Source organism: Mycobacterium sp. (assembly GCF_025933915.1).
Taxonomy (GTDB): Bacteria; Actinomycetota; Actinomycetes; order Mycobacteriales; family Mycobacteriaceae; genus Mycobacterium.
Genome location: NZ_JAICZA010000059.1, coordinates 1 through 26,530, shown reverse-complemented (window position 1 = coordinate 26,530; position 26,530 = coordinate 1). Strand labels below are relative to the sequence as shown.

Here is a 26,530-nt window from a genome sequence, read left to right as displayed (position 1 = left end):
TTACCCGAACCGATGTAGGTCGAGGGGTCGGGCTTGTCGCGGCGCTGAATGAGCCCTTCGAGCACCTGGGAGCCGGCGGTTTCGGCCAGGGCCGCCAGTTCGGCCATGCTGGCCTGGCTATCGGCGGCGCTGCCGTCGGTCCACACGCCCACCAGGACGACCCGCTCGAGCCGAAGCTGGCGGTACTCGACCTCGGTGACGTCGGTGAGTTCGGTCGACAGGCCGGCGACACGGCGCAACGCCGACCGATCCTCGAGGGCGAGCTCGCCCGTGCTTGGCTCCGTGGCCGTCGGAGCGTGATCGCGAAATTCGGGATGTGTCATAGGCAGTAAGAGATGATGCACGCAAAGTCGGTGTCGTGCATCTGAATTAACGCCACTGTTCGCGCCACCATTCCTCGCTGATTTCTCCATGGGCCACCAGTACCGAGGGCCCCCGCAGGTAGCTGGTGGCATCGGTGATGGTGACGACGACCTCGCCGCCCGGCACCCGAACGGTCAGCGTGCCGGTGTCCGCGCCGGTGCCGGCCAGCGCAGCGACCGCGGCCGCCACCGTTCCGGTGCCACACGAGCGTGTTTCGCCCACTCCCCGCTCGTGCACTCGCATGTGTACCGTCCCGTCGGCCGGAGCGGTGAGGATCTCGACGTTCAACCCGTCCGGGAACTGGGCGGCATCGAACCTCACCGGCGCGGCGACGTCCAGCGCCGCCAACGCGGCAACGGTCAGGTCGGGGTCGACGCAGGCCAAGTGGGGATTGCCCACATCGATCGCCAGGCCGGAAAACCGCCGGCCCCCCACCGTCGCGGCAAAGGCGTCTCCCCCGCTGCCCAGCCTGTTGGCCTTGCCCATGTCGACGCTGATGTCAGCGGTGGTCGCATCGACGCGATGCACGGTCACCGGCCGGGGACCGGCCAGCGACCCGACCACGAAATCGTCGCGGCCCTCCAGCCCGCTGACGCGCAGGTAGTGCGCGAAGACCCGCACGCCGTTGCCGCACATCTGGGCGATGGACCCGTCCGCGTTGCGGTAGTCCATGTACCAGTCGTCGGCGGCCACGCCGTCGGGCAGCCGGTCGAGCACGCCGGCCGAGGCGGCGGCGCCGGCGGTGGTGACCCGCAGCACGCCGTCGGCGCCCAGCCCGCGTCGCCGGTCGCAGAGCGCGGCCACCCGCGACTCGGTCAGGCGCAGCGCGGCCTGCGGGTCAGGCAGCACCACAAAGTCGTTCTGGGTGCCGTGGCCCTTTGCGAATTTCACCTGTTCAGGATACGTGGCGCCACGCCCGCACCGCGCCGTCGACGACGCGGGCACGATCGGCGGCGTCGAGCCAGTGCACCCGGTGGTCACGGCGAAACCACGACCGCTGCCGTCGTACATAGCGTCGGGTGCCCGCGAAGGTCTGCTCCCGCGCCTCGCTCAGCCGATCCGGTCCGCCGCCCGCGTCGAGCGCCGCGATCACCTGCGCGTAGCCCAGGGCGCGCGCGGCGGTGACCCCGTCGCGCAGACCCTGCTCGAGCAGCGCGGTGACCTCGCCGACCAGACCCTGGTCGAACATCGCGTCGGTGCGCCTGGCGAGCCGTTCATCGAGAACCGTTGTGTCACAATCCAACCCGATGATGACGGTGTCCCACCTAGGTGCGCCGATCTGTGGTGCCGAGGCGGCGAACGGCTGGCCGGTCAGCTCGACCACTTCCAGGGCCCGCACCGTGCGCCGGGCGTCGGTGGGCAGGATCGATGCGGCCGCGGCGGGATCGAGACGGGCCAGCTCGGCGTGCAGCTCGCCCACCCCGACCTCGGCCAGCCGCCGCTCCCAGCGTGCGCGCACCGCGGGATCGGTGGCGGGAAACGACCAGTCATCGAGCAGCGCCTGGATGTAGAGCATGGAGCCGCCCACGATGATCGGCACCGCGCCGGCGGCCGCGATCGCTTCGATGTCCGCCGCGGCGGCGCGCTGATAGCGGGCGACCGTTGCGGTCTCGTTGACGTCGAGGACGTCGAGCTGATGATGGGGGATGCCGCGGCGCTCCCCGACGGGCAGCTTGGCGGTGCCGATGTCCATGCCCCGATAGAGCTGCATCGCGTCGGCGTTCACGATCTCCGCGCTCAGCGGCTCGGCCCGTTCTGCAATGTCGAGGGCCAGCTGCGATTTGCCGGTACCCGTGGGGCCGACGATCGCCAGTGGTCGCACCGGCACCGTCACAGCTGCCAGGCGCCGGCGAAGTAGCCCACCCCGTAGGGCGCTCCCCGATAGAGCTCCTTGGCCGATCGCGGTCCCGGCTCGGCCAGGCCGGCCAGCACCTGAAACGCGACCCGCCCCAGGATCTGGTGCGGCAGGCGGATCAGCTCCCCGACGTCGCCACCGGCCAGCGCGTCGTCGAGGGCCTTTTGGGCGACGGCGTTGCCCGGGTCGTGCCCGCCGGGGGCGGCCGGAGTCAGGGTATTGGCGCCGTCGGCCACGACCAGCACACCGATCGGCTCCGGCAGCCGGTCGATCTCGGCACGCAGTTGTTTGCCGCGGCTCAACGCGGTATCGACGTCGTGATCGCTACGGTAGACCCGCACCTGCGCGCTGGCCTGCGGGTGCGTCTGGCCGCGCACCCAGCCACCCAGCAACGCGCACACCGGTAGTCCGGCCGGCTCGGACACGTCGCCCGACTGTGGGGACAGCCGGACACGCACGTCCACACCGAAACCCGCGAAGGTTCCCACGGCATCGGGCCCGAATTCGTCGTCGGCGGGGCCCGTCCCGATGACCACCCAGCGTTCGGGCAGCAAGGCGGCCGCCGCGAGCGTCGCCGCGGACAGGTCGGCCACCTCGGCGGCGGCCGCACCGGCGAGTTCCGGAACAAGCACGGGCGCCGACGGAACGATGGCAATGGTGCTCAACACGCCACCAAACTAACGTGACCGGCCGGGTGGGCCAGAATTAGTCAGCAGCGTGAGCCGTCTGCCACAACCAGGCGGTCACCGTAGGGGCCGAAGTCGTCCGCGGCGGGCGTATCCCGGGACCGCGCTTTTCGCGTGGCACTGTCCCCACCGGGGTCGGTCCGATCGACGGCGGCGGCCTCGCCGCGGGCCAACGCGATCGTCGCGATGATGACCACCGACACGGCGGCGATCAGCACGAATGCCTCGGGGCCGCTGGCATTCACCGTCTCGCCCAGCACCAGCACCCCGAGCAGCCCCGCGACCACGGGCTTCGCCACCGTCATCGTCGGCAGGGACGCGGTCAGCGTGCCGGCGCGGAAGGCCGATTGCTGGAAGATCATCCCGGCCAGGGCCACCAGGAGCCACGGCACGAACTCCGGCGACGTCACCACGCGCATCAAGCCGTGCTCGGACATCTCGACGACACCCTTGGTCAGCACCGCGAACAGCGCCAGCGAGGAACCGGCCACCACGGCGAGGAGCACCGCAGCGAACGGGCCGCCGGTCCAAATTCGTGCCGCCACCACACAGCCCACCAAAGCCGGAACCATGATCAAGGCCACGATGATCCAGGTCTGCAGCGGAGCGCGTTGGTGGCCGGCCGCGGGGTCGCCGACGATGATGACCACCGCCAGCGCGCCGGCCAGGATCATCGCCCACATCCACTCCCGTGGCCTCACCCGATGGTGGGCAACTCGCGCGTAGATGGGCAGCGCGAACAACAGCGCGGTCACCTGCAAAGCCGTGACCAGGACCACCGAGCCCCACGCCAGGGCCGCGGCCTGCAGGCTGTAATTCGTGACCGCGGCCATGCCGCCGAGCCACCATCGCGCATCGCGCAGCGACAGGCGGAACAGTTCGAGGTGTCCGACCTGTTTGTCGGTGATTTCGTGCGCGGAGCGCTGGCGGATCACATCGCCGATCGCCGATGCCAGCGCCGCGCACAAGGCAATCAACGCAGCGACATCTACCTTCGACATATCCCGACCCCCAGCTCACGAACCTCCGACCCAGCTTTCCCCGGGGCGCAAGCAAATACACGCACATTTTGCGTTCAGTTCAACTACAAATCTATGACGTTCCACACGTCGCCAGCTGCGCAGCAGGCGATCATTTGATTATTACTTCAGCAAGCTATGTAACCGCTTGGATAACCCTAAGAGAATGTCACAGGCGGTTGTTCGGCGATGGGTCAGCCCCATCCGCTTCGGAGCTCTGGCCACAGCTTGCCCGAGGGAATCAGGACCGCGCGGGCGCCTCATCGGCGTCCGGGCGGGAATACCAAGGTGGCGGCGCATGGCGGGCCAAGCTGCTTGAATACTGTTAGGCACCTGCTGGGGAAACCTGGATGGGTCATCCGCAGATGCAGGAGACGGTGCCGCTACGCGCGGCAGGCGCGCGGGACACGAACCGCGCGGAAGGTTGCGAAAGGGTAGTGACGAGCGCATGACGGCTGACGAGCCTCGCGACGATTCAGCTCGGTCCGTGCCGCGTCCGGGACCGCGTCCCGGCCCCCGGCCCGTGAGCTCGGGGTCGCGGCCGGCCGCTCACCCGGTGCTGGTGCCGCCCCCGCCCAGCAATCCGTACCAATTTGGGCGCGTGGATGACGATGGCACGGTCTGGCTGATCAGCGCCGCCGGCGAGCGCATCATCGGCTCCTGGCAGGCCGGTGACCGCGACGCCGCGTTCGCCCACTTCGGCCGGCGGTTCGATGACCTGGCCACCGAGGTCACGCTCATGGAGGAGCGGCTGGCCTCGGGGACCGGTGACGCGCGCAAGATCAAGGTTCACGCGGCCGAGCTGGCCGAGACGCTGCCGACGGCCGCCGTGCTGGGCGATATCGATGCGCTCGCAACCCGTTTGACCCGCATTGCCGAACATGCCGAGGCGACTGTCGCCGCGGACCGCTCGCGGCGCGAGGAGCACCGCGCCACCCAGACCGCCCGCAAGGAGGCGCTGGCCGCCGAGGCCGAGGAGTTGGGCGCGAACGCGACGCAGTGGAAGGCCGCGGGCGACCGGCTGCGCGCGATCCTCGACGAATGGAAGACCATCAGCGGTCTGGACCGCAAGGTGGACGACGCGTTGTGGAAGCGCTATTCCGCGGCGCGGGAGGCCTTCAACCGGCGGCGGGGTTCGCATTTCGCCGAGCTGGACAAAGAGCGCTCGGGCATCCGCCAGGCCAAGGAGCGGCTCTGCGAGCGGGCCGAAGAGCTGTCCGATTCGACCGACTGGACGGCCACCAGCGCCGAGTTCCGCAAGCTGCTCACCGAGTGGAAGGCGGCTGGGCGAGCGACCCGCGAGGTCGACGAAGCCCTGTGGCGGCGCTTCAAGGCGGCCCAGGACGTGTTCTTCACCGCCCGCAACGCGGTGACGGCGGAAAAGGACGCGGAGTTCCGCGCCAATGCGACCGCCAAAGAGGCGCTGCTGGCCGAGGCGGAGAAGCTGGACACCAGCAACCACGACGCGGCCCGGGCGACGCTGCGCTCGATCACCGAGAAATGGGATGCGATCGGCAAAGTCCCGCGGGAGCGGTCCGGCGAGCTCGAGCGGCGACTGCGCGCGGTCGAGAAGAAGGTGCGCGACGCCGGCGAGACGGGTTGGTCGGATCCCCAGGCGCAGGCTCGGGCCGAGCAATTCCAGGCCCGCGCCGAGCAATACCAACAGCAGGCTCAAAAGGCCGCCGCGGCGGGGCGGGCCAAGGAAGCCGAAGAGGCCAAAGCCAACGCCGAACAGTGGCGGCAGTGGGCGCAGGCGGCCGTGGAGGCCCTGTCCCGCAAGGCCTAACGGCCCCTAACGGACATCGTCAGATCCCGTACCGCTGTCGGGGCCGGCGGGCGCCGAGGGCGTTTCCGCGGCGGCGGGCGGGGCCGGGTTGCCCAATGCATCCAGCAGCGTGATCGACTGCTGTTGCGCGGCGACGCGCCGACGCTCTTCCTCGGCGGCGAGCTGCACGATGGTCCGCGACCACACCACGCGGGCCCAGTGGTAGGTGAGCAGCAGGACGGTGATCCAGGCGACGATCAGGCCCCATCCCGGCCCCGGGTGCCCCGCGGCCACGGTCTGACGCGACCAGATCGCCAACATGCCCGCGGCGCCCGCGATCGCCGAGCCTGCCAGCGCAACCCACGCCAGCGCCCAGCGCCGGGTCACCAGCGCCAGCATCGAAAAGCCCACACCGAATACCAGCGCCAGCCAGGCGAACATCCGCGACGGCAGCGCGACCGCGGCCGCGCCGGCACCGTGGCTTTCGAACAACACGTCCCATCCGCGCACATCGCCGGTGTGCGGCAAGATGAACGATCCCAGCAGCGCGAACACCAGGATCGACACGAAGAAAGCCCTTGGGCCGGGATCGATTCCGCGTGCCACCCGACGTTCGGCGGCCTCGATCTCGGTCCGCAGGGCGCCGAGCTGTGTGTCTTCTTTTTTCATCGTGCACATCCCAGGGGTTCGGCCGGGCCGACGGGCGGCCCGACGGCGGGCATGCCAAGTCCGATACCGCGCGGGCGCCGCCCGGCGGCGTGCGCGTCACCGGCCCGGGTGCGGCGATGGGTCAGGATGCCCGCGTCGGCGATGAGGTGGTGGGGCGCGGCCCCGGTGACCACCGTGGTGACGATGTCGCCCGGGTGAGGCCGGGTGTCGGCGGGGTCGGTGGCGACTTCTCGGACGACTTCTCGGACGGCTTCTCGGACAGCAAAGTGCACCAGCCGGCCGTCGCGGGAGCGTCCGCTCATCCGCGCGGTGGCGGTGTCCTTGCGTCCTTCACCCGTGGCGACGAGCAGTTCGACGGGCTGCCCGATCAGGGCCTGGTTGCCCCGCAGCGAGATCTCCTCCTGCAGTTCGACCAGCCGCTCGTAGCGTTCCTGTACAACGGCTTTCGGTATCTGCCCGTCGAGGTCGGCGGCGGGGGTGCCGGGTCGCTTGGAGTACTGGAAGGTGAACGCGGCCGAGAACCGAGCCTGGCGCACGACGTCCAGCGTGGCCGCGAAGTCCTCCTCGGTCTCACCGGGAAATCCGACGATCAGATCGGTGGTGATGGCGGCGTGCGGCATGGCGGCCCGGACGCGGTCGATGATGCCGAGGTAACGCTCGGCGCGGTAGGAACGCCGCATCGCGCGCAGCACCCGGTCGGACCCGGATTGCAACGGCATATGCAGGGCGGGACACACATTCGGCGTCTGCGCCATGGCCTCGATGACGTCGTCGGTGAATTCGGCCGGATGCGGCGAGGTGAACCGCACCCGTTCCAGCCCGTCGATATCGCCGCAAGCCCGCAGCAGGCGCGCGAAGGCGCCGCGATCGCGGGGCAACGCCGGGTCGGCGAAGGACACCCCGTAGGCGTTGACGTTCTGACCCAGCAGCGTGACCTCGAGCACGCCGTCGTCCACCAGCGAGGCGACCTCGGCGAGGATGTCGTCGGGGCTGCGGTCGACCTCTTTGCCGCGCAGCGACGGAACGATACAGAACGTGCAGCTGTTGTTGCACCCAACCGAGATGGAAACCCAAGCGGCATAGGCGGATTCGCGGGCGCTCGGCAGCGAGGACGGAAACTCCTGCAGCGCCTCGGCGATTTCCACCTGGGCGACTTTGTTGTGGCGGGCCCGCTCGAGCAGCGTGGGCAGCGACCCGATGTTGTGCGTGCCGAAGATGACGTCGACCCAGGGCGCCTTGCGCAGCAACCCGTCGCGGTCCTTTTGGGCCAGGCAGCCACCGACGGCGATCTGCATCTCGGGATTTTCGCGTTTGCGCGGAGCCAGGTGGCTGAGGTTGCCGTACAGCTTGTTGTCGGCGTTCTCGCGAACCGCGCAGGTGTTGAACACCACCACGTCGGCGTCCGCGCCGTCGGCCGCGCGCTCGTAGCCGGCCGCCTCGAGCAGGCCCGCCAACCGTTCGGAGTCGTGGACGTTCATCTGGCAGCCGTAGGTGCGGACCTGATAGGTGCGCGCCGGTGCGGCGTCCGCCGCCACGGCCTCTCGCACCATCGAAGTCACGGGGCCATGGTACGGCGAGCGGTGCCCACCGGATTAACCCGCAGCTAGACCCGGCGGCGCTCCCGTTCGGCGGCCAGTTCCGCCAGGACGACCTCGCACGCCAGGTTCTGGCTGTAGCCGCGGCGCGCCAGCATCCCCACCAGCCGGCGAGTCACCCGCGCATCGTCGTCGCTCAGCGTCTCGCGGCGCAGCTTGGCCCGGATCAATTGCCCCGCCCGGTCCCGCTCGGCGCCGGCATCGATGCCGGCCAGCACGGTGGTGATCACGTCGTTGTCGACGCCCTTGGTGTGTAACTCGGCGGCCAAGGCACGCTTGCTTTTCCCGGCGTGCGCCCGGCGGGACCGCACCCACTGTTGGGCGAAGTCGGCGTCATCGATCAGGCCGACGGAGGCCAAGCGGTCGAGCACCCGCTCGCTGACCTCGTCGGGATAGCCGCGCTTGGACAGCCGGCCACGCAGCTCGGCCCGCGTGCGCGCTCTCGCGGTGAGCAGGCGCAGGCACAGCGCCCGCGCCTGCTCTTCGCGAGAGGGCTCAGAAATCGACGGGGGCGGGCAGGACGCCGTCATCGGACAAGTCATCGGTCACAACCGCGCCAATGCCAAGCTTTTCCTTGATCTTCTTCTCGATCTCGTTGGCCACTTCGTCGTTTTCCATCAAGAAGGTGCGGGAGTTCTCCTTGCCCTGGCCGAGCTGCTCGCCCTCATAGGTGAACCAGGAACCGGACTTGCGGATGAAGCCCTGATCCACACCCATATCGATCAGCGAGCCCTCCCGGCTGATCCCCCGGCCGTAGAGGATGTCGAACTCGGCCTGCTTGAACGGCGGAGCCACCTTGTTCTTGACGATCTTGACCCGAGTGCGGTTGCCGACCGCATTGGTGCCGTCCTTGAGCGTCTCGATCCGGCGTACGTCCATGCGCACCGAGGCGTAGAACTTCAAGGCCTTTCCACCCGTGGTGGTTTCAGGGCTGCCGAACATCACCCCGATCTTCTCGCGCAGCTGGTTGATGAAGATCGCGGTTGTTCCCGAATTGCTCAGCGCGCCAGTCATTTTCCGCAGTGCCTGGCTCATCAGCCGGGCCTGTAGACCGACATGGCTGTCCCCCATCTCGCCTTCGAGCTCCGCGCGCGGCACCAGCGCGGCCACCGAGTCGATGACCAGGATGTCCAGGGCGCCGGAGCGGATCAGCATGTCGGCGATCTCGAGAGCCTGCTCCCCCGTATCCGGCTGGCTGACCAACAGGGAGTCGGTGTCCACACCGAGTTTTTTGGCGTACTCCGGGTCCAGGGCGTGCTCGGCGTCGATGAAGGCCGCGACGCCGCCGGCGGCCTGGGCGTTGGCCACCGCGTGCAGCGCGACGGTGGTCTTACCCGAGGATTCCGGGCCGTAGATCTCCACGACCCGGCCGCGGGGCAGCCCGCCAATGCCCAAGGCCACGTCCAGTGCGATGGATCCGGTCGGGATGATCGAGATCGGCTGACGCGTCTCGTCGCCGAGACGCATCACCGAGCCTTTGCCGTAGCTCTTTTCGATCTGGGCCATCGCCAGTTCGAGAGCCTTTTCGCGATCGGGGGCTTGCGCCATGGTGCCTCTCCTATAGTCGGTGTTCGTCTGACCGGTATCGGTCGGTTGTCGGTGACACTAGAGAAGGCCACCGACAAGTTGACTGGCCGAACGCTCCCCACACTAGCCGAACAGGTGTTCGATTCAAGTCCGACACGCCGTTGGCCGCCCATCGCGTGTGGCAACATCGGCCACCGAAAGGCGTCGACGGGCTTCCCAGGCGGATTTCCCCGGGAGGCGGTCGCGAAGCAATGGACATCTCCACCCAGCTGGCCGAAACAGCTTCCTACGGAGGCTTTTTCGCGCTGACCGTCGGGGGCGACGCGACGGGGTGGCATCCGGTCGGGCAGTCCTACGCCGACGGCTGCGCCGACCTGATCGACGCCACCGTCCGGCGCTACCGCACGACCGACCGGCGGATCGGCGCCTCACTGGTTCACCTGGCCCACGCCTCCCGGCTGTGGTCACCGGTGCTCGCGTGCGCGATCGGCCACGGCGTCCTCCCCGACCTCGACGACCTGCAACGCGCCGACGACGGCGCCCGGCTACGCCTGCCCAGACCGCTCGGGAAACCCGCCGATGCACCGGACGCGCTATACCGCGTCGTGGTGAGCGAGCACATGCGGCCGCTCGCCGCCGGCCTGCGGGTCAAGCTGGCGCCCGCGCTGCTCGCGGGCAACATCGCCTCCGCGCTGGTGGGGGCCGCGCGAGCCCTGCTGTCGGCGCGGCCCGACCTGCGTCGCCCGATCGTCGAGACGACCCGGTCCCTGTTGGACACCGGGGTGCTGGCCGGATCCGGCGTCATCACCGGCCCGCAGCTGGGCTTGCGGCGTCGCAGCTGCTGCCTTTTCTATCGGCTGCCCGGAGGATCCCTGTGCGACGACTGCGTGCTTCGCCCGACGCGGCGATAGGGCCGGTCGGGCCACGGGAGCGTCGTTTGGCGTCGCCGTGTCGGGGTATCTGGCCAACATGTCCTCCGCCGAAACCCCATCCCTGCGCGCCCTCGCGCTGGTCTGCTCGTTGAAGAAGAGCCCGGCGCCGTCCAGCAGCGAGCTGATCGCCGGCCAGTTGCTCGAACAGCTGCGCAGCGCCGGCGTCGCGGGTGAGACCGTACGGTGCGTGGACCTGGCGCTGCTTCCCGGTGTCGAAGCCGACATGGGGCCGGGCGATGAGTGGCCCGCGCTGTTGAACAAGGTCGAGGCGGCGGACATCGTCATCGTGTCGACGCCCACCTGGGTCGGTCACATGTCCAGCGTCGCCCAGCGCGTCCTGGAGCGCCTCGACGCCGAGCTGTCCGACACGGACGACGCGGGAAGGCCGCGGATGGTGGGCAAGGTGGCCCTGGCCGCGGTCGTGGGCAACGAGGACGGCGCGCACAAGATCGTTGCGGACCTATTTCAGGCGCTCAATGACATCGGTTTCTCGATCGCCGCGCAGGGTTGCACCTACTGGAACGGCGAGGCCATGCAGGGCACCGACTACACCGACCTCGACGACGTCCCGGAGGCCGTCGCGTCCGCCACCCGGAATGCGGCCCGCAATGCCGTGCACCTGGCCACTGCGCTGCGGCAAAACCCTTATCCGGCATACGAATAACGCGCTCGGATCACCACTGCTCTTGGGGCACGTCGAAGTCGGCGCACAACGCCCGCCAGACGTCGCGGGGCTCGATCCCCTCCTCGATGGCCTGGGCGGCCGTCCGTCCGTCGAAGCCGGTCAGCACGTGATCCACCAACACCGACGAGCCGTAGGTGGTGCCAAAGCGCAGGACTACCCGCTCGTGAAACTCCATTAGCCGCACGCCAGTGAACATACCCAGAGGGCATGGATCGGACACCCCGGCGCGACCGCCGGTCACCGCCAGCTGGCCGGCAGATCGACGATGTGGTTGGGGCAGTCCGTCTGGACCGCGATGGACATGATGTCGCGCGCGCGTTGCGCCGACATCGTCGCGCGCAACTGCATGAAGGTGTATTCGGCCGGCGCGAGTCCCTGTTCAGCGGCGGCCGGATCGTCCATCAACTGGCATACCTGCTGCTGCTCGGGGTCGGCGCGGGCGACGCCCGTCCCGACTACCGAGCCCGCCAGCAGGGCGCCCGCGGCGAACGTCGTGATGATCCTCATTGCGTGCCTCCCGCCGAAGCATAAGACGGCCCGGGCGCTGCGCAGCGGATCATTCGGCCACCGCCAGCGCCTCGTGGCACACCCGGACCGGATCGGCGACGTCGGCGATGCCGGCGGCGGCCTGTCGCGCCGCCGCCCGGTAACCGGGTGACGCCAGCACCTCGTTGACCGCGGCCACCAGCGCGTCGGCGGTCAGCGGCCGAACCAGGCGCGCGCTGCCCTGGCGGACGATCCGGTTGGCGATCTCCCACTGGTCGCCGCCGCCGGGCACGGCCACCAGCGGCACCCCCGCCAGCAGCGTCTTGGCCACCATTCCGTGGCCGCCGCCGCAGATCACCAGGTCGGCGTGCTTCAGCAATGCGGCCTGGCTGCCCAGCCCGACCACCGCCCACGGCGGCACCGTCAGATCGGCTCCGCCGAGCCGCGAGACCACCACCCGCGCCCCCGCCGGCAGCGTGTCGCCCGGCGTCAGGCAGGCCAGCGCGACCTCGGCCAGCCCTTCGGTGCCGGTCAACGCGGTCGACGGCGCGACCACCACCACGGGTCCGGGTCCCGCGGGGATTTCCAGCACCCGATCGGTGGGCTCGAAGTGCAGCGGGCCCACCACCACCGCCTCCAGCGGCCAGTCGGGCCGGGGCACCTCGCACGCGGGCAGCGTGGCGATCAGCCGTCGTAGCGGTCCGGGGTCGTCGGCCGGCAATCCGATCTCGGCCCGCGCCGCCGCGCGCTGCCGCAGGCCGGCCCGCCAGGAACGCGCGGTGAGCGCGCGCAGCGCGGTGTCCCGCAGCCGGCCCCGGATGCCGGTGCCCGGCGCCAGCCCACTGCCGATCGGCGGCAGGCCCTTCGACGGCAGGTACAGCGGATGCGGGTTGAGTTCGATCCACGGGATCCCCAACAGCTCGGCGGCCATGCCGCCGCCCGCGGTGATGACGTCGGACACCACCAGGTCGGGGGCCAGGTCGCGCAGCGCGGGCACGTTGAGCACGGCCATCCGCGCGGCGCGCCGGTGGATCCTGGCCCCGGCGTCGACGTCGTCGTCGGTGGCCACCAGCCCGTCCAGCGCGACGGCGTCGATGCCGGCGCCGCGGGCGGTGTCGATCCATTCGGCTCCGGTGAAAAGCGTGGGCTCGTCGCCCGCCTCGGCAAAGCGCCGGCACAGCGCGATCGCCGGGAACGAATGCCCGGGATCCGGCCCGGCAACCACGGCGACACGCATCGCGCTTACCCTGCCACAGCGCCGGGCCGCGACACTCGCCTACGCTGGCAAGATGACCGAGCTGACTGGGACAACCGCTGCGAACACCCGCACGGTCGAAGGATTCCTGAACGCGCTGCAGGACGCGGATTACGACGCCGCCGACGCCGCGCTGGCCGACGACCTCGTCTACGAAAACGTCGGCCTGCCCACCATTCGTGGTCGCGCCAGGGCCATGAAGCTGTTTCGCCAGATGGAAGGCCGCGCCGCCTTCGAGGTGAAGATCCACCGCATCGCGGCCGACGGCGGGGCGGTACTCACCGAACGCTCCGATGCGCTGATCTTCGGCCCCCTGCGGCTGCAGTTCTGGGTGTGCGGCGTGTTCGAGGTCCACAACGGGCGGATCACGTTGTGGCGGGACTACTTCGACTTCTTCGACATGCTCAAAGCCACCGCGCGCGGTCTGGTGGCACTGGTGATGCCGTCGCTGAAAGCAACGTTCTGAGCCTGGGAAATGATCATGAGCCAGGATGCCGGTCGCACGCGGCCGAAGTTCTTTCAGTTCGTCCGCTATTGCTGCGGTGCTCGGCTCCCGGACTCGATGCGCGACTGGGTGCGCAACGACCTGGCCGGCAAGGGCGCGAGCGCCCGGATGATGCGCCGCGTGGTGGTGCCGGCGGTGGTGGTGCTGGCCCCGTTCTGGTTGATCCCGACGACGCTCGACGTGCATCTGGGCATGACGCTGCCGATTCTCATTCCGTTCGTGTACTTCTCGCACGCGCTCAACAAGGTGTGGCGCCGCCACATGCTGGCCGTGCACGGTCTGGACCCCGAGCTGGTCGACGAGCTGGCCCGCAAGCGCGACGCCCACATCCATCGGTCGTACATCGAGCGCTACGGCCCGCGCCCGGAAGACTAGCCGGCGCCGCGCAGTCCGCCGAGTTCGTCGAATGCCTGCGCCCAACCGAGCAGGCGGTCCGTGGCCCCGGCCAGCTCGGTGCGGTAGCGCTGCGACCCGGCTAGCCCGTCACCGTTCGCCGAGGACACCAATTGGGCTGCGGCGGTGACCATTTCGTTGTATTGGCGAACACCGGCGCTCAGTTGCGCGGTGAACGCGTTGATGGTGGGCACCAGATACGACCGCGACTCCTCGCTCGCCTGCGCCGCCCGCTCCATCGAGACGACCTGCGCGGCGGTGGACGCCATGGCCGCGGAGGTTTTGGCGGCGGCTTCGGTCAAGTCGCGGATCTCGGCCGTCGGCAACATCGCGCCCCGCTCCAGCACGGCCACCAGCGAGAAAAATCCGCGCTCGGAGGCGCCCAGCGCGTACATGGCGGGGCGCGCCGCCGAACCCGGCGGCGGCAGCCGGCGCGCGTTCGTGGTCCGGGGCACCGGCAGCGGCTCGGACCGCAGCCAGCGGTAGCGCAGCAGCAGCAACGTGGCCGGGATGGCCATGGCCACGGCGACGGCGCCGGTGATTTCCAGCAGCAACGCGAACCACCCCCAGGCCGCGAGCAGCATCGTCACCACCGCCCAGAACACGCACCCGGCGGCGAATATCAGGCCCCACCGCAGCGCGCGGCGCCGGCGGCGCAGCTGCCGTGCGCGCGGGTCCGCGGCCGCGCCGATCTTGCGGGCCAGCACGTCGGAAAGATCGGCGACGGTGGCCAATCCCCGGTGCAGCAACGCGCGCCATGGGCCGGACCGCGCCGCGTTCATCGCCATGACACCGGGCTACTGACCAAGTGGCTTCTCGCTGACCGCGCCACCGGCGCTCTCCGCGGACGCGGGCGTGCCGGGAGTGGACTCCGCGGCGGGCGTCCCCCCGATCGGCAGCGCCTCGCCCCGCATGGAGGCGCGGATCTGCTCGAGCCGGGAATGGCCGGCCATCTGCACGCCGGCCTGCTCGACCTCGAGCATGCGGCCCTGCACCGAACCCTGCGCGAGTTCGGCCGAACCGATCGCGTTGGCGTAGCGACGTTCGATCTTGTCGCGCACCTCGTCGAGGCTGGGCACGTTACCCGGCGCGGCGATCTCGCTCATCGACCGCAGCGAGGCGCTCACCTGTTCCTGCATCTTCGCCTGCTCGAGCTGGCTGAGCAGCTTGGTGCGCTCGGCGATCTTCTGCTGCAGCACCATCGCGTTCTGCTCGACCGCCTTCTTGGCCTGGCCGGCCGCGTTCAGCGCCTGATCGTGCAGCGCCTTGAGGTCCTCGACGCTCTGCTCGCCGGTCACCAGCTGGGCCGCGAACGCCTCGGCGGCGTTGTTGTACTCGGTGGCCTTGGCGGCGTCACCGGCGGCGGTGGCCTGGTCGGCCAGCGTCAGCGCTTGACGCACGTTGACCTGCAGCTTTTCGATATCGGCGAGTTGCCGGTTGAGCCGCATCTCCAGTTGGCGCTGGTTGCCGATCACCTGCGCCGCCTGCTGGGTCAGCGCCTGGTGGGTGCGCTGCGCCTCCTCGATGGCCTGCTGGATCTGCACCTTGGGGTCTGCATGCTCGTCGATTTTCGCGTTGAACAGCGCCATGAGGTACTTCCACGCCTTGACGAACGGATTGGCCATGAGTTAGCTCCACCTTCGCTTCTTGAGGGGCCGGATGGGTCCGGACGGGCCCTGCGCCTGTCGCTCAATTTAGTGGGTTGGCGCCGATCGCCCCACCCCTTGCGCGGGATCCGCCGCGCCGGCGCTCAGGCCAGCGCCAGCGACGCCACCGGCGGAATGACCACCTTGGTGCTGACGTCGATGCTGGTGCCGGCCGGCGCTTCCGTGGGCGTGCCGATCGCCACCCGCTCGTGGGCCCTCTCCTGGCCGGCCATCCGCTCGCCGGCGTGGGTGAGAACCGACGACAACGGGACCTCCAGCGCGTCACAGATCGCGTTGAGTAGTTCGCTGGACGGCTCCTTGCGGCCGCGCTCAACCTCGGACAGATACCCGAGGCTCACTCGCGCCGAATCAGACACCTCACGCAGCGTCCGGCCCTGTGTCGTGCGGGCCTCGCGCAGCACGTCGCCGATGACCTCGCGCACCAATGGCGGCATCCCGCCCTCCTTCGTCCAGTCGGCCCTGCGCGGCACGTACCCCAGCTTGCCTCCGGCAGGTGCTCATTAGGTGAACGCCGCCAGCGGTGGTCTGGTTCCCGTTCGGGGGCCGAAATCAGCCGTTCGTCCGGCGCACTTCCCGAACGGTCGACACCACGTAGTCGATGCCGGTGATCACCGTCAGCACGATCGCCGCGCCCATCACCACATCCGCGGTCACCCGGAAGCCCCCCGCCAGCGGCAGGACGAACAGCCCGATGGCCAGCACCTGCACCACGGTTTTGAGCTTGCCGCCCCAACTGGCCGGGATGACCCCGCGGCGGATCACGGCCAACCGCAGCACGGTGACGCCGAATTCGCGGATCAGGATCACCACGGTGACCCACCACGGCAGCTCACCGAGCATCGACAACCCGATCAGTGCCGATCCCACCAGCGTCTTGTCCGCGATCGGGTCGACGAACGCGCCGAATTCCGTTGCCATGCCGTAGTTACGGGCCAGCAGGCCGTCCAGCCGATCGGTGATGCAGGCCACCGCGAAGATGAGGAAAGCCACCACCCGGAAACCGGCTTGCCGGCCGTCCCCGGCGAACAGGGCGAGCAGAAAGACCGGTACCAGCACCAGCCGCAACAGCGTCAGCGTATTGGCGAGGTTGGCGATATTCGCGCGGCCTACCACCGGACCCGTCTGCGGCTGCCCCGACACGGCAACAGAATAACGGTTGACCAGCGCCGCCGTCCCCGATGTCGATACTGTTAGCCGTGAGCAGAAGTCCGCAGGGCTACCGGCCGCTGGTTCGGCGAGCGCGAACGTCCGATGTTCCGGCCATCAAGCAGCTGGTCGACACGTACGCGGGAAAGATCCTGCTCGAAAAGAATCTCGTGACCCTCTACGAGGCCGTTCAGGAGTTCTGGGTGGCCGAGCACGAGGGCCGGGTGGTCGGTTGCGGGGCGCTGCACGTGCTGTGGGCCGACCTCGGCGAGGTGCGTACGGTCGCGGTCAACCCGGCGATGACCGGCCACGGCATCGGCCACGCGATCGTCGACCGGCTGCTGGAAGTCGCCCGCGACTTGGCGCTCAAGCGGCTCTTCGTGCTGACCTTCGAGACCGAGTTCTTCGCGCGGCACGGGTTCACCGAGATCGAGGGCACCCCGGTCACCGCCGAGGTCTTCGAGGAGATGTGCCGTTCCTACGACATCGGCGTGGCCGAGTTCCTGGACCTCAGCTACGTCAAGCCGAACATTCTCGGCAACTCCCGGATGCTGCTGAGGCTGTAGCGGCGTTATTCGGGATCGCCGCCGTCGGCGTCGCTGCCACCCCTGATCAACGCCAGCGTTCCCGCCAGTTCGTCGGGCTTGACCAACACCTCGCGCGCCTTGGACCCTTCGGACGGCCCGACGATGCCGCGGGTCTCCATCAGGTCCATCAGCCGGCCGGCCTTGGCGAAGCCGACGCGCAGCTTGCGCTGCAGCATCGAGGTGGAGCCGAATTGGCTGGATACCACCAGCTCGACGGCCTGCAAGAACACGTCCATGTCGTCGCCGATGTCGGGGTCGACGTCGGTGCGTTCGCCGGTGGGCTTGGCGTTGGTGACGCCCTCGGTGTACTCGGGTTCGGCCTGGTCCTTGCAGGCGGTGACGACGGCCTGGATCTCCTCGTCGGTGATGAAGGCACCCTGCAGCCGGATGGGTTTGTTGGTGCCCATCGGCAAAAACAGGCCGTCGCCCATGCCGATCAGCTTCTCGGCGCCGGCCTGGTCCAGGATCACCCGGCTGTCGATGAGCGATGACGTGGCGAACGCCAACCGGGACGGCACGTTGGTCTTGATCAGCCCGGTGACCACGTCGACGGACGGGCGCTGGGTGGCCAGCACCAGGTGAATGCCTGCGGCGCGGGCCTTCTGGGTGATCCGCACGATCGCGTCCTCGACATCGCGCGGCGCGGTCATCATCAGGTCGGCCAGCTCGTCGACGATCGCCACCACGTACGGGTAGGGCCGGTACTCGCGCTGGCTGCCGAGCGGCGCGGTGATGGCGCCGGAGCGCACCTTGTCGTTGAAGTCGTCGATGTGCCGGACCCGCGACGCCTGCATGTCCTGGTAGCGCTGCTCCATCTCCTCGACGAGCCAGGCCAGCGCGGCCGCCGCCTTCTTGGGCTGGGTGATGATCGGGGTGATCAGATGCGGAATGCCTTCGTACGGCGTCAGTTCCACCATCTTCGGGTCGATCAGGATCATCCTGACCTCTTCCGGGGTGGCGCGGGTCAGCAGCGAAATCAGCATCGAGTTGACGAAGCTGGATTTACCGGATCCGGTGGAGCCGGCGACCAGCAGGTGCGGCATCTTGGCCAGGTTGGCGGCGATGAAGTCGCCCTCGATGTCCTTGCCCAGCCCGATGACCAGCGGATGGTGGTCGCGGCGGGTCGACGGGTCGGTGAGCACGTCGGCCAGCCGCACCATTTCGCGGTCGGTGTTGGGCACCTCGATGCCCACGGCCGACTTGCCGGGGATGGGCGCCAGCATGCGCACGCTTTCGGTGGCCACGGCGTAGGCGATGTTCTTCTGCAGCGCGGTGATCTTCTCGACCTTCACGCCCGGTCCGAGCTCGACCTCGTAGCGGGTCACGGTGGGGCCGCGGGTGCAACCGGTCACCGCCGCGTCCACCTTGAACTGGGTCAGCACCTCGGTGATGGCGTCGGCCATGACGTTGTTGGCGGCGCTGCGCTTCCTGGGCGGGTCGCCCGCCACCAGCAGGCTCAGCGACGGCAGCGTGTACGGCCCCTCGACAACCCGGTCCAGCTCGATGGTGTCCTGCTTGCCCGTCGACCGTCCGCGCTTGCGGCCCCGCCTCGCGCCGGGTTCTGAGCCGGGTTGTAAGGCGGGTTCGGGGACGGTGGGGACGTCGTCCTGCAGCGCGGCCTGGGCGTCGTCGTCGGGCGACCACGGCTGCGGCGCGTCGTCAGAGTCGTGACCGGGGCCGGGGTCGTCGGCGAACTCGTCGGCGTAGTCGTACGGTTCGTCGTCGTAGTCCTCGTCGACGAACCGAGTGTGGAACAGGTTGCGCATCACCACGGGCACCTCGCGGATGGTGGTGCCCGTCAACAGCAGCAGGCCGAACATGAAGCCGATGAACAGCAGCGGCGCGGCGATCCAGGGCGTCAACCCGTCCGAGAGCGGCCCGCCGATCGCGAAGCCGACGAATCCCGCCGCGCGACGGCGCGCTTCCGGGTCTCCCGGCGAACCGGACCACAGATGGCGCAGGCCGAGCACCGACAGGGTGATCAAGCTGGCGCCCAGGATCAGCCTGGGGCGCACGTCGGGGTTGGGCTCGGTCCGCATCAGCGCGACGCCCACCGCGGCGGTGACGACCGGCAGCGCCAGCACGCCGGCGCCGATGAAGGTCCGCAACAGGGTGTCGACCCACGCGCCGACCGGCCCGGCCGCGTGGAACCACGAGCTCGCAGCGACCACCACGGAAAAGCCCAGCAAAAGCAGCGCGATTCCGTCGCGACGGTGTCCTGGGTCGATGTCGCGGGCCCGCCCGATCGACCGGGCCGCGCCGCCCGTCCCCCTGGCGGCCATCAGCCAGGTGGCGCGCATGGCGCGGCCGCAGGTCACGCCGATTCCGACCAGTGGCGAGTGGTGGCGCCGCCGGGTGGGCTTGCCGACCTTCCGGCGGGGCGCCGCTGGTCGCGCACCTCGGGGCCGGCTGGCCCGCGAAGGGGCCTTTGACCTGCTCGTTCGGCTTCCGGAGCGGGCGGCGGTCTTACTGGGCATGACGGCAAGGGTAGTCGCAACGACATCATCTACACCACCCGCCACACTGGTAACGGTCCGGCTTGTCAGGCATGTGACGGGTCGGCCGCCCGGTCGCGTGAGTAGGGTAGACAGCCGGTGACTTGGGCAACAAGAGTCGTGCTCGTCACCCATCCCGGAGCGCCCAGGAGGCCATCAATGCCCGTCGTCGTCGTCGCCACCATGACCGTCAAACCGGAATCGGTCGACACCGTTCGCGACATCCTCACCCGCGCGGTCGAAGAAGTGCACGACGAGCCCGGCTGTCAGCTGTACTCGCTGCACCAATCGGGCGAGACCTTCGTCTTCGTCGAGCAATGGGCCGATGAGGAGGCGCTCAAGGCGCACAGCACCGCGCCGGCGATCGGCAAGATGTTCAGCGCGGCCGGCGAGCACCTCGACGGCGCCCCCGACATCAAGATGTTGCAGACGATCTCGGCGGGCGATCCGGCCAAAGGACAGTTGCGCCCCTGATGACCCCCACGCCGGATGGCCCACTGAAAGGGAAGGTCGCCTTCATCACCGGCGCCGCGCGCGGCCAGGGACGCGCGCACGCGGTGCGGCTGGCCGCCGACGGCGCCGACATCATCGCCGTCGACCTGTGCGACCAGATCGCCAGCGTCCCCTACTCGCTGGCCACACCGGAGGACCTGGCGGCCACCGTGAAGCTCGTCGAGGACACCGGCTCGCGCATCGTGTCCTCTCGTGGCGACGTCCGCGACCGCGAATCGCTGTCCGCGGCACTGCAAGCGGGTCTCGACGAGTTCGGCCGTCTCGACATCGTGGTGGCCAACGCCGGGATCGCTCCCATGCAATCCGGTGACGACGGCTGGCGCGACGTCATCGACGTCAACCTCACCGGCGTCTACCACACCATCAAGGCCGCGATACCCACGATGGTCAAGCAGGGCACGGGCGGGTCGATCGTGTTGATCAGCTCCAGCGCCGGGCTGGCCGGCGTGGGCAGCCCGGACGCCGGTTCCGTGGGTTACGCCGCCGCCAAGCACGGGGTCGTGGGGCTGATGCGGATTTACGCGAACCTGCTTGCCGGGCAGATGATTCGGGTCAACTCGATTCATCCCTCCGGTGTCGAGACGCCGATGATCAACAATGAGTTCACCCGCGAGTGGCTGGCCAAGATGGCCGCCGCGACCGACACGCCGGGGGCGATGGGCAACGCCATGCCCGTGGAGGTGCTGGAAGCCGAAGACATCGCCAATGCGGTGGCATGGCTGGTGTCCGATCAGGCCCGCTACATCACCGGCGTCACCTTGCCGGTCGACGCGGGCTTCTTGAATAAGTAGCGGTCATGGCGCGAAATCTGGTGGCGCAGACGGCGTTCGGCCCGATGCTGTTGGCCGCGGTCGAGCAAAACGAGCCGCCCGGGCGCCGCCTCGTGGACGACGATTTCGCCGAGCTGTTTCTGCCCGCCCCGCTGCGGTGGCTGGTCGGCGCGACGCGGTTCGCGCCGGTTCGTCGCCTGATGATCCGCGGCTCGGAGTTCACCGGTCCCGGGCTGTGGGCGAATCTGGCCTGCCGCAAGCGTTTTATCGCCGACAAGCTCGCGGAGTCGCTCGACGGCATCGACGCCGTCGTCATTCTCGGGGCGGGGCTGGACACCCGCGCCTATCTGCTGACGCGGCGGGTCCGCATCCCGGTGTTCGAGGTCGATCTGCCGGTGAACGTCGCCCGCAAGTTCAAGACGGTCCGCCGGGTGCTGGGCGAACCACCGCTGTCGGTTCGGTTGGTGGCGTTGAACCTCGAGCATGACGACCTGCTCACCGCGCTCGCCGAGCACGGGTACCGCACCGATTACCGGGTCTTCTTCATCTGCGAAGGCGTCACCCAATACCTGACCGAAGCCACCGTTCGCCGGACGCTGGAGGGGCTGCGCGCGGCGGCGCCCGGCAGCCGTTTGGTGTTCACCTACGTCCGCAGGGATTTCATCGACGGCACGAATCGGTATGGCACCCGCACGCTGTACCGCAACGTCCGCCAGCGGCGGCAATTGTGGCATTTCGGCTTGCAGCCCGACGAGGTTGCCGCTTTCCTCGACGAGTACGGTTGGCGCCTGGTGGAGCAGGCCGGGCCCGATGAACTCGCCCAGCGTTACGTCGAGCCCACCGGTCGCAAACTCAAGGCGTCGCAACTGGAGTGGTCGGCCTTCGCGGAGAAGATCTAGCCGCGTTCAGACCTCGATGACGGTCGGCACGATCATCGGCTGCCTGCGGTAGGTTTCGCCCACCCACTTGCCGATGGTGCGCCGCACGGCCTGGGCGATGCGGCTCGGATCGGTGATGTTCTCGGCCATCAGCGCTTCCAGCTCCGCCTCGACCCTGCGCACCACGGGCTCGAGCGCCTTGGGATCTTCGGAGAATCCCCGCGAATGCAGGTGCGGTGGGGCCACCGGACGTCCGGTGCCGCGCTGAACCACCACGGTCACCGCGACGAAACCCGATGACAGGATGAGCCGTTCGCCCAGCGTGATGTCGCCGACGTCGCCGTTGATCAGGCCGTCGACGAACATCTTGCCGACCGGCACCGCGCCGGCTATCGCGGCCTTGCCCGCGACCAGGTCCACGCTGACGCCGTTCTCGGCCAACAGGATCGACTCCTCCGGCACTCCGGTGCGGGCCGCCAGCTTGGAGTTGGCGCGCAGCATCCGCCACGTGCCGTGCACGGGCATGACGTGGCGGGGCCGAATCCCGTTGTACAGAAACAACAGTTCCCCCGCGTAGGCGTGACCCGAAACATGAACGCGCGCTTGGGCGTTGGTGACAACCCGGGCCCCGATCTTGGCAAGCTCGTCGATGACGCCGTACACCGCCTCCTCGTTGCCCGGGATCAGCGAGGACGCCAGCACCACGAGGTCACCCGCGGTCAGCGTGATGCTGCGGTGCTCACCGCGCGACATCCGCGACAACGCCGACATCGGCTCGCCCTGGGTTCCGGTGGTGATCAGCACCACCTTCTCGGGCGGCATCATCTCGGCGGCACCGATGTCGATCACGTCGGAATCCGCCACCCGGAGGAAGCCGAGCTCGCGGGCGATCCCCATGTTGCGCACCATGGACCGGCCGACGAACGACACCCTGCGCCCCAATGCCACTGCGGCATCGATGATTTGCTGAACCCGGTCCACGTTGGAGGCGAAGCACGCCACGATCACGCGGCCGTCGGCGCCGCGAATCAGGCGGTGCAGCGTCGGACCCACTTCGCTTTCCGACGGCCCGACACCGGGCAGCTCGGAGTTGGTCGAATCACACAGGAACAGGTCCACTCCCGTGTCACCGAGCCGGGACATGCCGGCCAGGTCGGTCGGCCGGCCGTCCAGGGGGAGCTGGTCGAGCTTGATGTCGCCGGTGTGCAAAACCGTTCCCGCACCCGTGTGCACGGCGATCGCCAGGGCGTCGGGGATGGAGTGGTTGACGGCGAAGTATTCGCATTCGAACACGCCGTGGGGGCTCTTCTGGCCCTCGGCCACCTCGACGAACACCGGCTTGAGCCGGTGCTCGCGACACTTCGCGGCGACCAGCGCCAGCGTGAATTTCGAACCGACGACCGGAATGTCGGGACGCAGCTTGAGCAGGAACGGAATTCCGCCGATGTGGTCCTCGTGGGCGTGGGTGAGCACCAGCGCCTCGATGTCGTCGAGCCGGTCCTCGATGTGGCGCAGATCCGGCAGGATGAGATCGACCCCGGGCTCGTCGTGGGTCGGGAACATCACGCCGCAGTCGATGATCAACAGCCGGCCCAGGTGCTCGAAAACCGTCATGTTGCGGCCGATTTCGCTGATGCCACCCAGGGCGGTGACCCGCAACCCCCCGGTGGCCAACGGGCCGGGCGGGGCGAGGTCTACATCCACTTCTCGGACGCTCCTTGGGTCACCTGAGCACCGACGCCGCACGCATATCGGCGGCCAGCGCGTCGATTTGCTCTGCCGTAGCGGGCATCTGCGGCAGCCGGGGATCGCCGGCGTCGATGCCCTGCAGGCGCAGACCCGCCTTGGACATCGTCACCCCGCCCAGGCGGGCCATCGCGTCGCACAGCGGGGCGATGGTGGCGTTGATCTTGCGGGCGGTGGCGATATCCCCGGAATTGAAGGCGGACAACATTTCCCGGAGCTGATTGGTCGCCACATGAGCAATCACGCTGATGAAGCCGGTGGCCCCCATGGCGAGCCACGGCAGGTTCAGCGCGTCGTCACCGGAGTAGTAGGCCAGGCCGGTCTCGGCGATGATCTGACCGCCGCCGTGCAGGTCGGCCTTGGCGTCTTTGATCCCGACGATGTTCGGGTGGGCGGCCAGCGCACGGATGGTTTCGGGCTGGATCGGTATCACCGAGCGTGGCGGGATGTCGTAGAGCAGCACCGGCAATTCGGTCGCGTCGGCGACGGTGGTGAAATGCGCGATCAGCCCGCTCTGGGGTGGCTTCGAGTAGTACGGCGTGACCACCAGCAGTCCATGGGCGCCTTCGGCGGCGCAGGCCTTGGCCAGCCGGACGCTGTGCGCGGTGTCGTAGGTGCCCGCACCGGCGATGACGCGGGCCCGGTCGCCCACCTCCTCCAGCACGACGCGCAGCAGCTCTCGTTTCTCGTCGTCGGTGGTGGTCGGCGACTCGCCGGTGGTGCCGGAGAGCACCAGCCCGTCACAGCCCGCGTCGATCAGGTGGTGGGCCAATTGCGCGGCGGTGTCGGTGTCCACGGAGCCGTCGGCGCGAAACGGTGTCACCATCGCGGTCAGCACGGTTCCCAACCGCGCTGGGGCGTCGAATCCGACCGTGCTCACGGTGTTCAGGTTACCTGGCGACAGCAAGCTATTTCGCACCCGCACAAAGGCGCGTTGCCCCGCTCGTCAACATACTGAAGCCGGCCCACGGCGCAGGCCGGTAGTTATGGGGTAATTGCCCGCCTCTGAGCGACAACGCCGACGTCGGCGCGAATAGGCCGGGCTTGTGTCGCTGTGAGGCGGGCACAACGCACTATGGTCCGGCCGGGTGACCGCAGTGACTGACAGCCCTCGCCGGCCGACGCCGGCTCAGGCTTCGGTGGCCTACGCGGGATTGCCACCTGCAGCCCTCGCCGGCCGACGCCGGCTCAGGCTTCGGTGGCCAACGGGCTGGTCGCGACCTCGGTCCCGTCTGCCAGGGTGGAGATCTCGAAGTCGGCGAACACCGCGGGCGCCGCGCCCGCCAGCTGACGCAGGCACTCGATGGCCAGCCGCCGGATTTCGACGTCGGCGTGCTCGCTGGCGCGCATGGCGATGAAGTGGCGCCATGCCCGGTAGTTGCCGGTCACGACGATGCGGGTTTCGGTCGCGCTGGGCAGCACGGCGCGGGCGGCCTGACGCGCCTGCTTGCGCCGCAGAATGGCGTTCGGCTGGTCAGCGAACTTCGCCTCCAGCCTGGTGAGTAACTCCGTGTAGGTGGCGCGGCTGGCGTCGGCGGCCGCGGCCAGGATCTGTTGCAGTTCGGGATCGTCTTCCATCCCCGGCGGCACGACGACGTGCGAGTCCGTCTCGGGGACGTAGCGCTGCGACAGCTGCGAGTAGGAGAAGTGCCGGTGCCGGATCAGCTCGTGCGTCAAGGAGCGCGAGATGCCGGTGATGTAGAACGACACGCTGGCGTGCTCGAGCACCGAAAAGTGTCCGACGTCGATGATGTGCCTGATGTAGCCGGCGTTGGTCGCGGTCTTCGGATTGGGTTTCGACCAGCTTTGATAGCAGGCCCGGCCGGCGAACTCGACGAGCGCGGGGCCGCCGTCGGCGTCGGTGCTCCACGGCACGTCCGGGGGGGCCAAGAACTCGGTCTTGGCGATCAGTTGCACGCGCAGCGGCGCGATCTGGGCCACGGCGCTCACCTTAAAGCGTGCCAGGTGGATCAGTGTCGGAGACCCGCACCCGGCCGGAGACCAGCAACGGCAACAGCGCATCACGCAAGCCGGACAACCGGGTGCTTTCGGCGCGCCGGGCATGGCACAGTGCGCCCAGGCTGGTGATCGCCTGCAGCGCCGCGCGACTCAATCGGCGGACGTCGGGGACCGCCACGTCGAGAAGGTCACGCGGTTGAATCCGCTGATGGCTGCCCGAGGTCCCCGCGGCCCGCTGCCGCACCCGCAATGAGACGTCCGGTTGCCGCAGCGCCGACCACAGCGCCGAGGAATCAACGCCGAGCGGCCGCAGCACGACGAACTCCGTGCTGGCCACCGCCATGTCCGGCGGCAGGCTCACCACATTCCAGATCCGCGGAATCCTCGGGTTCAGCTTGGCGAACAGGACGCACGGCGCCGGCAGGAGCAACTTGCCGCTTTTCACCGACCGTCCGTCGACCAGGCGGGGTTTGGCCCCGTCGTCGAACGCCGGAAGGCTGAAGTGGGCGACCCGTTCGCCGAACTCCTTCACGTCGCGAAACGTGGCCGACGGGACCGCCAGGCTCGAAAGCCGCACCCGGTCCACCACCGATTCGGCGTGGGCAACCATCAGGCGTTCGGCCGCCTCGATCACACGCTCGTTGGCGGCGACCTTGTCGTCGAGGGCACCGAGCAGTTCGGCGACGTGTTGGCGCTCGTCCGCCGCGATGGTGCACACCGAAACGTCGTGCAGGATCCGCTGATTGAGCAGGGGTTGGCCCGACCCGGATCGGTGATCGCCCAGCCGGCAGGTGTGCAGGGCGTAATACCAATACCGCGTCTCCAGTGGGTTTTTGGCGCGGCACACGAGCGCGTTCTCGGTCACCCAGACGTCGGAATCGCAGTAGCGCAAACTGCCGCAATACGATCCGACGCGACCCACAACGATCAGCGGCCCGCTGGCGTTGCGTTCCGCGGCAGAACCGATCGCGCCGTTGGACCCGTAGACGGGAAAGCGCCCGTCCAGCGCGCGCGGCGGCGCACGGTTCCCGCTG

The 26,530-nt window shown here is 69.0% G+C and carries 29 protein-coding genes and 1 pseudogene; 9 read left to right on the top strand and 21 right to left on the bottom strand.

The window, feature by feature from the left end; all coding sequences use genetic code 11:
* The 5 genes and pseudogenes from Q0W90_RS11760 to Q0W90_RS11740 all read right to left on the bottom strand — a co-directional run.
* Positions 1-323: pseudogene (locus Q0W90_RS11760) on the bottom strand (GTPase HflX); the annotation flags it as partial.
* Positions 324-369: 46 nt separating this feature from the next.
* Positions 370-1,254, bottom strand: coding sequence for a diaminopimelate epimerase (dapF, locus tag Q0W90_RS11755; RefSeq protein WP_297774640.1), 885 nt, complete (start codon positions 1,252-1,254; stop codon positions 370-372).
* A 4-nt stretch (positions 1,255-1,258) separates the two neighbouring features.
* Positions 1,259-2,185, bottom strand: a complete 927-nt coding sequence (miaA, locus tag Q0W90_RS11750; protein ID WP_297774644.1) for a tRNA (adenosine(37)-N6)-dimethylallyltransferase MiaA — start codon at positions 2,183-2,185, stop codon at positions 1,259-1,261.
* Positions 2,186-2,193: 8 nt separating this feature from the next.
* Positions 2,194-2,886, bottom strand: coding sequence for a hypothetical protein (locus Q0W90_RS11745; RefSeq protein ID WP_297598549.1), 693 nt, complete (start codon positions 2,884-2,886; stop codon positions 2,194-2,196).
* Between the two features lie 41 nt (positions 2,887-2,927).
* Positions 2,928-3,905, bottom strand: a complete 978-nt coding sequence (locus tag Q0W90_RS11740) for a DMT family transporter (protein ID WP_297598551.1) — start codon at positions 3,903-3,905, stop codon at positions 2,928-2,930.
* A gap of 466 nt (positions 3,906-4,371) precedes the next feature.
* Here Q0W90_RS11740 and Q0W90_RS11735 point away from each other — a divergent pair, with 466 nt between their 5' ends.
* Positions 4,372-5,709, top strand: coding sequence for a DUF349 domain-containing protein (locus Q0W90_RS11735; protein WP_297598553.1), 1,338 nt, complete (start codon positions 4,372-4,374; stop codon positions 5,707-5,709).
* Between the two features lie 6 nt (positions 5,710-5,715).
* Here the strand turns inward: Q0W90_RS11735 and Q0W90_RS11730 are convergent, their stop codons facing one another.
* From Q0W90_RS11730 to recA, 4 genes are read right to left on the bottom strand one after another with little or no spacing between them, the layout of a single operon-like run.
* Positions 5,716-6,366 carry a hypothetical protein gene (locus Q0W90_RS11730; RefSeq protein ID WP_297598555.1) on the bottom strand — a complete coding sequence of 217 codons (651 nt, stop codon included), beginning with the start codon at positions 6,364-6,366 and terminating at the stop codon, positions 5,716-5,718.
* A complete protein-coding gene (gene miaB / locus Q0W90_RS11725; RefSeq protein WP_297598581.1) occupies positions 6,354-7,907 on the bottom strand; it encodes a tRNA (N6-isopentenyl adenosine(37)-C2)-methylthiotransferase MiaB in 1,554 nt (517 codons plus the stop codon). Before miaB ends, Q0W90_RS11730 begins: the two co-directional genes overlap by 13 nt.
* A 53-nt stretch (positions 7,908-7,960) precedes the next feature.
* Complete coding sequence (recX, locus tag Q0W90_RS11720) at positions 7,961-8,482, bottom strand: recombination regulator RecX (protein ID WP_297598557.1); 522 nt, start codon at positions 8,480-8,482, stop codon at positions 7,961-7,963.
* Complete coding sequence (gene recA / locus Q0W90_RS11715) at positions 8,448-9,500, bottom strand: recombinase RecA (protein WP_297697464.1); 1,053 nt, start codon at positions 9,498-9,500, stop codon at positions 8,448-8,450. The genes recX and recA overlap by 35 nt, the downstream gene beginning before the upstream one ends.
* Before the next feature lie 230 nt (positions 9,501-9,730).
* Between recA and Q0W90_RS11710 the strand changes: the two genes are divergently transcribed.
* Positions 9,731-10,390 carry a (2Fe-2S)-binding protein gene (locus Q0W90_RS11710; protein ID WP_297697465.1) on the top strand — a complete coding sequence of 220 codons (660 nt, stop codon included), beginning with the start codon at positions 9,731-9,733 and terminating at the stop codon, positions 10,388-10,390.
* A 58-nt stretch (positions 10,391-10,448) separates the two neighbouring features.
* Entirely contained in the window at positions 10,449-11,075 is a 627-nt protein-coding gene (locus tag Q0W90_RS11705; RefSeq protein ID WP_297598562.1) for an NAD(P)H-dependent oxidoreductase, read from the top strand.
* A gap of 10 nt (positions 11,076-11,085) precedes the next feature.
* Here the strand turns inward: Q0W90_RS11705 and Q0W90_RS11700 are convergent, their stop codons facing one another.
* Genes Q0W90_RS11700 through Q0W90_RS11690 form a run of 3 tightly spaced genes read right to left on the bottom strand, consistent with a single transcriptional unit; the run spans position 11,086 to position 12,819 of the window.
* Entirely contained in the window at positions 11,086-11,292 is a 207-nt protein-coding gene (locus Q0W90_RS11700) for a DUF3046 domain-containing protein (RefSeq protein WP_297697466.1), read from the bottom strand.
* A gap of 41 nt (positions 11,293-11,333) precedes the next feature.
* Positions 11,334-11,603 carry a hypothetical protein gene (locus Q0W90_RS11695; RefSeq protein ID WP_297697467.1) on the bottom strand — a complete coding sequence of 90 codons (270 nt, stop codon included), beginning with the start codon at positions 11,601-11,603 and terminating at the stop codon, positions 11,334-11,336.
* Between the two features lie 49 nt (positions 11,604-11,652).
* Positions 11,653-12,819, bottom strand: a complete 1,167-nt coding sequence (locus tag Q0W90_RS11690; RefSeq protein WP_297774634.1) for a glycosyltransferase — start codon at positions 12,817-12,819, stop codon at positions 11,653-11,655.
* A gap of 52 nt (positions 12,820-12,871) precedes the next feature.
* Here Q0W90_RS11690 and Q0W90_RS11685 point away from each other — a divergent pair, with 52 nt between their 5' ends.
* Together Q0W90_RS11685 and Q0W90_RS11680 are read left to right on the top strand one after the other, a co-directional pair.
* A complete protein-coding gene (locus tag Q0W90_RS11685) occupies positions 12,872-13,303 on the top strand; it encodes a limonene-1,2-epoxide hydrolase family protein (RefSeq protein ID WP_297598571.1) in 432 nt (143 codons plus the stop codon).
* Between the two features lie 15 nt (positions 13,304-13,318).
* Positions 13,319-13,717 (top strand): DUF5313 domain-containing protein, encoded by a 399-nt coding sequence (locus tag Q0W90_RS11680; protein WP_297598573.1) that lies wholly within the window; start codon positions 13,319-13,321, stop codon positions 13,715-13,717.
* Here Q0W90_RS11680 and Q0W90_RS11675 read toward each other — a convergent pair.
* From Q0W90_RS11675 to pgsA, 4 genes are all read right to left on the bottom strand, one after another.
* Entirely contained in the window at positions 13,714-14,523 is an 810-nt protein-coding gene (locus Q0W90_RS11675) for a hypothetical protein (RefSeq protein ID WP_297774632.1), read from the bottom strand. The two genes, Q0W90_RS11680 and Q0W90_RS11675, sit on opposite strands and share 4 nt — an antisense overlap.
* Before the next feature lie 9 nt (positions 14,524-14,532).
* On the bottom strand, positions 14,533-15,360 hold the full coding sequence (gene pspA, locus Q0W90_RS11670; RefSeq protein ID WP_297598575.1) for a phage shock protein PspA: 828 nt from the start codon (positions 15,358-15,360) through the stop codon (positions 14,533-14,535).
* Between the two features lie 125 nt (positions 15,361-15,485).
* The gene (gene clgR, locus Q0W90_RS11665; RefSeq protein WP_297598576.1) at positions 15,486-15,836 is read right to left on the bottom strand and encodes a transcriptional regulator ClgR; all 351 of its coding nucleotides are present in this window, start codon (positions 15,834-15,836) and stop codon (positions 15,486-15,488) included.
* A 115-nt stretch (positions 15,837-15,951) separates the two neighbouring features.
* The gene (gene pgsA, locus Q0W90_RS11660) at positions 15,952-16,542 is read right to left on the bottom strand and encodes a CDP-diacylglycerol--glycerol-3-phosphate 3-phosphatidyltransferase (RefSeq protein WP_297598577.1); all 591 of its coding nucleotides are present in this window, start codon (positions 16,540-16,542) and stop codon (positions 15,952-15,954) included.
* A gap of 56 nt (positions 16,543-16,598) precedes the next feature.
* On the opposite strand from pgsA, the gene Q0W90_RS11655 reads away from it, so the two are divergent.
* Entirely contained in the window at positions 16,599-17,114 is a 516-nt protein-coding gene (locus Q0W90_RS11655; protein WP_297598578.1) for an amino-acid N-acetyltransferase, read from the top strand.
* A gap of 5 nt (positions 17,115-17,119) precedes the next feature.
* Here the strand turns inward: Q0W90_RS11655 and Q0W90_RS11650 are convergent, their stop codons facing one another.
* Entirely contained in the window at positions 17,120-19,612 is a 2,493-nt protein-coding gene (locus Q0W90_RS11650; protein ID WP_297697470.1) for a DNA translocase FtsK, read from the bottom strand.
* 177 nt (positions 19,613-19,789) lie between these two features.
* Between Q0W90_RS11650 and Q0W90_RS11645 the strand changes: the two genes are divergently transcribed.
* Genes Q0W90_RS11645 through Q0W90_RS11635 form a run of 3 tightly spaced genes read left to right on the top strand, consistent with a single transcriptional unit; the run spans position 19,790 to position 21,812 of the window.
* Complete coding sequence (locus Q0W90_RS11645; RefSeq protein WP_297599539.1) at positions 19,790-20,104, top strand: putative quinol monooxygenase; 315 nt, start codon at positions 19,790-19,792, stop codon at positions 20,102-20,104.
* Complete coding sequence (locus Q0W90_RS11640; RefSeq protein ID WP_297697471.1) at positions 20,104-20,934, top strand: mycofactocin-coupled SDR family oxidoreductase; 831 nt, start codon at positions 20,104-20,106, stop codon at positions 20,932-20,934. The genes Q0W90_RS11645 and Q0W90_RS11640 overlap by 1 nt, the downstream gene beginning before the upstream one ends.
* Before the next feature lie 5 nt (positions 20,935-20,939).
* Complete coding sequence (locus Q0W90_RS11635) at positions 20,940-21,812, top strand: SAM-dependent methyltransferase (protein ID WP_297599537.1); 873 nt, start codon at positions 20,940-20,942, stop codon at positions 21,810-21,812.
* A 6-nt stretch (positions 21,813-21,818) separates the two neighbouring features.
* Here the strand turns inward: Q0W90_RS11635 and Q0W90_RS11630 are convergent, their stop codons facing one another.
* The 4 genes from Q0W90_RS11630 to Q0W90_RS11615 all read right to left on the bottom strand — a co-directional run bounded on the left by Q0W90_RS11630 (position 21,819) and on the right by Q0W90_RS11615 (position 26,502).
* Positions 21,819-23,495, bottom strand: a complete 1,677-nt coding sequence (locus tag Q0W90_RS11630) for a ribonuclease J (protein ID WP_297697472.1) — start codon at positions 23,493-23,495, stop codon at positions 21,819-21,821.
* A gap of 19 nt (positions 23,496-23,514) precedes the next feature.
* Positions 23,515-24,417, bottom strand: coding sequence for a 4-hydroxy-tetrahydrodipicolinate synthase (dapA, locus tag Q0W90_RS11625; protein ID WP_297774627.1), 903 nt, complete (start codon positions 24,415-24,417; stop codon positions 23,515-23,517).
* A 308-nt stretch (positions 24,418-24,725) separates the two neighbouring features.
* On the bottom strand, positions 24,726-25,478 hold the full coding sequence (thyX, locus tag Q0W90_RS11620) for an FAD-dependent thymidylate synthase (RefSeq protein WP_297599534.1): 753 nt from the start codon (positions 25,476-25,478) through the stop codon (positions 24,726-24,728).
* Positions 25,479-25,488: 10 nt separating this feature from the next.
* Positions 25,489-26,502, bottom strand: a complete 1,014-nt coding sequence (locus Q0W90_RS11615; protein ID WP_297774642.1) for a restriction endonuclease subunit S — start codon at positions 26,500-26,502, stop codon at positions 25,489-25,491.
* Positions 26,503-26,530 lie beyond the last annotated feature (28 nt).